The 6,099-nt window shown below is 68.5% G+C and carries 5 protein-coding genes; 3 read left to right on the top strand and 2 right to left on the bottom strand.

What is annotated here, in order from left to right; genetic code table 11:
- Positions 1–1,558 precede the first annotated feature (1,558 nt).
- On the top strand, positions 1,559–2,137 hold the full coding sequence (locus AC08OT_RS18485; RefSeq protein ID WP_476592037.1) for a hypothetical protein: 579 nt from the start codon (positions 1,559–1,561) through the stop codon (positions 2,135–2,137).
- 146 nt (positions 2,138–2,283) lie between these two features.
- Positions 2,284–2,898: a hypothetical protein gene (locus AC08OT_RS18480; RefSeq protein ID WP_476592038.1), complete on the top strand. Its 615-nt coding sequence runs from the start codon at positions 2,284–2,286 to the stop codon at positions 2,896–2,898.
- Between the two features lie 38 nt (positions 2,899–2,936).
- Here the strand turns inward: AC08OT_RS18480 and AC08OT_RS18475 are convergent, their stop codons facing one another.
- On the bottom strand, positions 2,937–3,446 hold the full coding sequence (locus AC08OT_RS18475; RefSeq protein ID WP_476592039.1) for a PH domain-containing protein: 510 nt from the start codon (positions 3,444–3,446) through the stop codon (positions 2,937–2,939).
- A gap of 49 nt (positions 3,447–3,495) precedes the next feature.
- A complete protein-coding gene (locus tag AC08OT_RS18470; RefSeq protein ID WP_476592040.1) occupies positions 3,496–4,383 on the bottom strand; it encodes a biotin--[acetyl-CoA-carboxylase] ligase in 888 nt (295 codons plus the stop codon).
- A gap of 206 nt (positions 4,384–4,589) precedes the next feature.
- On the opposite strand from AC08OT_RS18470, the gene AC08OT_RS18465 reads away from it, so the two are divergent.
- Positions 4,590–6,099, top strand: a 1,510-nt coding sequence (locus tag AC08OT_RS18465) for an acyl-CoA carboxylase subunit beta (RefSeq protein ID WP_476603098.1), incomplete at its 3' end; no start/stop codon positions are given.

Genomic DNA, 6,099 nt, shown 5'->3' with positions numbered 1-6,099 from the left:
GGGCCACGTCCGCACGGCGGGGTGCTGCTTGCTGTGGCTTCGATCTTGCCTGCTTGCCTTCGGCCGGGCGGGTAGTGATAGAGCAATATTTGTGACGCAGTAGCCTGACATCGCCCATATCCGAGCGGTGAGGGGCCTACGCTGGGGTTGCACCTGTCACCCATCTCGGGAGGAACCGTGCCCAGCCCCGGCCAAGGCGACGACGAAGCGTCGCGGGTGTCCGAGCCACCGCCGGCCTCGCCGCGGCCAGGGAGCGGCCCCGACCCGGACGAACCTGACCGGACCATCCTGCATCCACTACACCCAGGACCGGGACCAGGGGTGGGGCCGGGGCATGCCTTGTCGTCTCCGCCCTACACGAATCCGGTCTCACCGCCGTCGGCCCTGGGCTCGGGACCGCTGTCGGGTTCCAGACCGCAAGGTCCGGTTCTGCCACCGAGCCCGCCGGTCCCCACGGTTCCCCCTCACTTCGGGGGACTGACCGGTCCGGGTGGCCCCCGGGGCCGCCCGGCCCCTCCACTCCGTCCTGGCCGCCCGCTCCCCCCGGGCCACCCGGATCTCTCGCCCCGCCTGGATTCGCCCCGCCCACCGGCCCCCCACCTCGTCCGCCCGGGCTGACCAGCCTGGTCCGGGCGGACAGGGACCACCGACTCCGCCTGGCCTGCCGGCTCGGTCGGGGATGCAGGGACCTCCCGGGCCCCCGGGACCCCCTGGGCCGCCCACAGGCATGGCCGGCCCGCCCGGTCCGCTTTACTACGGCTCGCCAACCAGATCCAGCAACGCTGAGTCCCCGGTGACCTTCGAGCCTCCCCTGTCTCCCGGAACCTCGTCGACCGTGGAATCCCTCTCGGTTCCGGGGTTCCCGTCCACTCCGGAACGGCCGTTCCCGCCGGGGCCCCCGTCGGGCCCGGACCTGCCGCCGCCCCTGCCTTCGGGACCTCGGACGTCCTCCGGACTGTCGATGTCCCCACACCACGCCCCATCGTCACCATGGCCGGACGACGGCGACCTCACCTACCGCCTGACCCCACCCAGCCCCCCGCCCACCGGACGGCCCGGCATCCAGGGCAGCGACATTAACCAGCCCGGAACCCTCGCGGCCGGAACCGACACCGGGCTCGGCACGAACGGTGACACGGCCTTCCTCGGAGCCTTCGGGGCCCGGGGCAGGTCCACGGACGGCGTTGACGCGCATGTCGCGCCGTCCGCACCGCCCATCGGTTATCCGGCGCCGGCTCCCGGAGCGACAATCGGTGTCAACCCGCCGAACGGATTCCCTCCGGTGAGCGGGACGCCTGTCCCGACCGGCGGCTTTCCAGCGCCGGCACCCGTCAATCTCCTCGGCACGTCCGCTCCCTCGGTCGACACGGCCACCGCCACACGGCTCGGCGCACCTGCGGAATCCAGACGGCCCTCGTCATTACCGGGGCTGTTGCCGGGACTTCCGCCACCGGAGCCGCCCGCCCACCCGACAGGAATCCCCGCCAATGCGGCCGGGCCCGAGCGCGCCGTAGCCCCCTTGGCCAAGCGCGGCACAGCCTCCCGGCACGAAGTCAGCGTGGATCGACGCCTGCTGTTCGCGGGCGGCGGCCTCCTCCTGGCCCTGGTGATCCTGCTCGGAGTCGTCGTGTTCACCGGCGAGGACGGCACCGACACGACGAGCGGACAATCCGTCGCCACAACATCGGCCACCGGAGCGTCGGGGAACGGTGGACAGCCGGCCGGCAATCCACAGGAGATCCTCCGCTCGCTACTGAACCCGGTCGTCATGACGGGATGCGCCGTCCCCACACACCGTGACAGCGCCTATGCCGACGCCGCCCTCGTCTGCAAGGATCTCAGCGGCATCGAGGTCACCGCGTTCCACTTCCCGAGTCAGTCCGCCATGGACCGGCAGATCGGCGCCCGTGAAACGTACTACTACGACGAGGGGAACTGCGACGACGGCCAGCAGAGCTCGGAGCGGTGGAGCTCGCCGGCCGAGTCGACCGGTGGCACCCGGCTGTGCTACTTCTTCGCGAAGCGTTTCTACGAGTTCTGGACCTACGACGACTATCGAATCGCGTTCTCCGCGGATGATCAGGATCCGGGTAACCTCAACAGATGGTGGAAGTCGTTCGATCCACTCCGTCATTGAGCTGACCTTCCTCGGGAGACCGGATACCTGTGAACGGTTCCGAAGACGGATTCCCGCGGAATCCGGCCGACGGTGACGAGGATCCATCCAGTGAAACCGACTCGTGGTGGCGTCGCGGGCCCCTCACCGCGATCATCTTAATCATCGTGGCTCTGATCGCGGGTGGCGTCACCATCGGACTCGCCGTGACCCGCGATCCGAGCGACAGCCCCACCGGTCGCCACCCGTCGGCGGCCGGCACGACGGGCACGGGAGGCACCGTGGCCTCCGGAGGGGCCGTGGCCTCCGGAGCGGCCGGCGTCGGACCGTCGCCGGGCCCGACGCTCGATGCCGCCGAGGCACGGCTGCGGTCCTCGCTCAAGCCGTTCGCGGTCGGCGAGTGCGCGAGTGCGCCGCCCAGCGAGGGACAGGCGGTACCCGGTGGCACGGAGGCGGCCCTCAGCTGCGTCCCCGGGGTGGCGACCGATGCTCCGGCCCCCGCTCGAATCCTCGTCCTGCGTTACCCGGACGCCTCGGCCCTGGCCCGCGACATCGCCCGCCGGTCCGCAGCCCTCGCCGGCGTCGGCAACTGTTATCAGGGGCAGACCGGCATCGAGCGCTGGGCACGCAGCTCCCGACGCCGTGGCACCTTCCTGTGCGATGCAGGACCCGGTCGGTTCTCGGTGTTCTGGACGGTTGACGACGAGCGTCTCGGTTTCGCCACGGAGGATCCGCAGGCCGACAAACTGCTCGCATGGTGGCGGGAGTTCGACCCGGTGTGACGGATCGGCCGTGCTTGCTGCCTCCGGCCGTCCCGGCGTCAGGCCCCCGGATAGCCCCGTGACTGGTAGGGCGCGGAGAGATCGGCAAGGGTTTCCTGCACCCGCTCGGCGTGCGGCATGCACGACAGGCTGACCCGGCCCCGCTGCCCCACCGTCTCAATGATCATCTCACCCGAGCCCAGAACCCGGTCGAGGACGTTCTGCTGCACGGTCGCACCAACCAACCAGGCGAACGGAACATCACGCCCAACCCGCGTGACGACCCCTTCGCGGATCATCAGTCGATGGTTCGTCACGACGTAATGGGTGGTCATTCGACGTAGCCATGGCATCACACTCAGATAACCGATTGCACCGAAGGCGACCAGAAGCACGAGGTACTGGATGGGCTTCTGCAACACCCCTCCAGGTGCGAAGAAAACCCCCAGCACGGCGAAAAGGAGGGCGGCAACCGTCCAGAGCGCCGGGACTACCAGGCTGACCCAGTGCGGGTGCAGATGGAGGACAACCTCTTCGTCCTGGGTGAGGATATCGTCGGGAAACGCCACGGCAACGATCGTCGCATCTCGGGCTGACAGATCGCTGCCGGGTCCCTCGTCACCGCAGGTGAACGATGTCGGCGGCGCTGTAGGGTCGCCCGTCGACGACGAGCCGGCCGTCGGGGTCAACATCGGTGGCGGTCCCGAGCACCGCCGAACCGTCCGGCAGCTCGACGCGCACCCGCCGGCCGATCGTCGCGCACACCCGTAGGTACTCCGCGCGAGCCGCTTGCGGGTCAGCCTCCCAGCCAGTGATCGCCCCGACGAGATCGGCGAGTACCACCCCGAGCAGCTCGGTCCGGTCCAGAGCCGCCGGAAGCGCGCCGCTGAGCAGCAGGCTCGTCGACCGCTCCGGGAGCTCGTCACGCTCCGCCATGACATTCAACCCAAAACCGATAATCACCGAAGGTGACGACAGTGGGATCTGGACGACCTCGACCAGGATGCCGGCGAGCTTCGCATCGTCGACGAGAACGTCATTGGGCCATTTCAGGACTGCGGGAACCGCCGCCACCTCACGTAGCGTCGCCAGGAGCGAGGTTCCGACCACCATAGGCAGCCAGCCGAGCAGGGACATCGCTACCCGGGGTCGCAGCAGCAGCGAGACCGTCAACCCGGCGCCAGGGCGAGACTCCCAGGATCGGTCGAGCCGGCCACGACCCGCCGTCTGCTGTTCGGCGACGAGAACCTGTCCCCGGCCGCGGGCGGTGTCTTCGCCCCGGGCGATGCGCGCCAGCGCGGCGTTGGTCGAGTCGATCTCCTCTACCACCGTCAGGTCGAGGCCAACCGCGGCGGCACGGGCCGCGAGGCGTGCGGCGTCCAGCGGTTCACGTGTTCCGATGGACGCGGATCGCCCCTCCCCGACAGAGCGGGCCCGAGGGGACGTCGGCGAGGGCTTGCCGGGCGGGAGCTTGCCGGACGCGGGCTGCTCGGGAGAGGGTCCCACGGGTGAAGGCTCCTTCGAGGGTGACACCGGTCCACCCTGCCAGACCGTCCGGTCACCCGCCGGCGACTCGGGCGATCAGCGGACGATCAGCAAACTGATCCGGGATACGGTTAACTCACCAGAGGCCCACGAATCTCGCCTATCCGGTGAGATCCGCTGCACATCAATCACACGCGTGGACCCGCGGGGGTCGTACGCTGCCGGTTATGGCTCTTCCCGCGCCCGCAGAGGATTCCGCTCCCGACCCGCACACCACCGCAGGCCGACTCGCCCAACTGCGGCGCGTGAACGATGATGCCGTCCACGCCGGGTCCCAGCGAGCGGTCGACGCGCAGCATGCCAAAGGCAAGATGACAGCCCGCGAACGGGTCGAGGCCTTCCTCGACCCCGGGTCGTTCGTCGAGACCGACGCCTTCGCCCGCCATCGCGCGCACGACTTCGGCGTCCAGGCCAACCGGCCGTATGGCGACGGCGTGGTGACCGGGTACGGGACTGTCGACGGCCGGCAGGTCTGCGTGTTCAGCCAGGACTTCACCGTTTTCGGTGGCAGCCTGGGTGAGGTCTTCGGTGAGAAGATCGTCAAAATCATGGATCTTGCGTTGAAGACGGGCTGCCCCGTCGTGGGTATCAACGACTCCGGCGGAGCGCGTATCCAGGAGGGCGTCGTCTCCCTCGGTCTGTACGGCGAAATCTTCTACCGCAACGTGATGGCCTCCGGCGTCGTCCCACAGCTCTCACTGATCATGGGACCATGCGCCGGTGGCGCCGTGTACTCGCCGGCGATCACCGACTTTACCCTGATGGTCGACCAGACCAGCCACATGTTCATCACTGGCCCCGACGTGATCAAGGAAGTCACCGGCGAGGACGTGGGCATGGAGGAACTGGGTGGCGCACACACCCACAACTCCCGCAGCGGTGTCGCGCACTTCCAGTCGGCCGACGAGACGGAGTGCCTCGAGCTCGCCCGTGCGCTGCTGTCGTTCCTTCCGTCGAACAATCTCGACGACGCCCCGAGCTACGACGCCGTGGACGATCTGGACGCCGAGATCGACCCGGATCTCGACACGTTCATCCCCGACTCCCCGAACACTCCGTACGACATGCACCAGATCATCGAGCGGCTCCTCGACGAGGGTGACTTTCTCGAGGTCCACACCCAGTTCGCCCAGAACATGATCGTCGGATTCGGCCGGGTGGATGGACGTTCTATCGGGGTGGTCGCCAACCAGCCGATGCAGTTCGCCGGCACCCTCGACATCGACGCCAGCGAGAAGGCCGCCCGGTTCGTCCGGACCTGCGACGCATTCAACATCCCGGTGCTGACCCTGGTCGACGTCCCCGGCTTCCTTCCCGGCACCTCCCAGGAGTGGAACGGCATCATTCGCCGTGGCGCCAAGCTGATCTACGCCTACGCAGAGGCCACCGTACCGAAAGTGACGGTGATCATTCGGAAGGCCTACGGCGGTGCCTACGACGTCATGGGGTCCAAGCACCTGCGGGCGGACATCAACCTCGCCTGGCCGATCGCCGAGATCGCGGTGATGGGCGCCCGGGGTGCCGTCAACATCATCTATCGACGGGATCTAGCCAGGTCCGAGTCACCGAAGACTCGTCGGGCAGAGCTGATCCAGGACTACACCGATCACTTCGCGACCCCTTACATCGCGGCGGAACGGGGCTATCTCGACGCGGTCATCAGCCCGTCGGCAACGC

The organism is Frankia sp. CgJB1, assembly GCF_977947065.1.
This window is presented reverse-complemented; position numbering and strand designations above follow the sequence as displayed.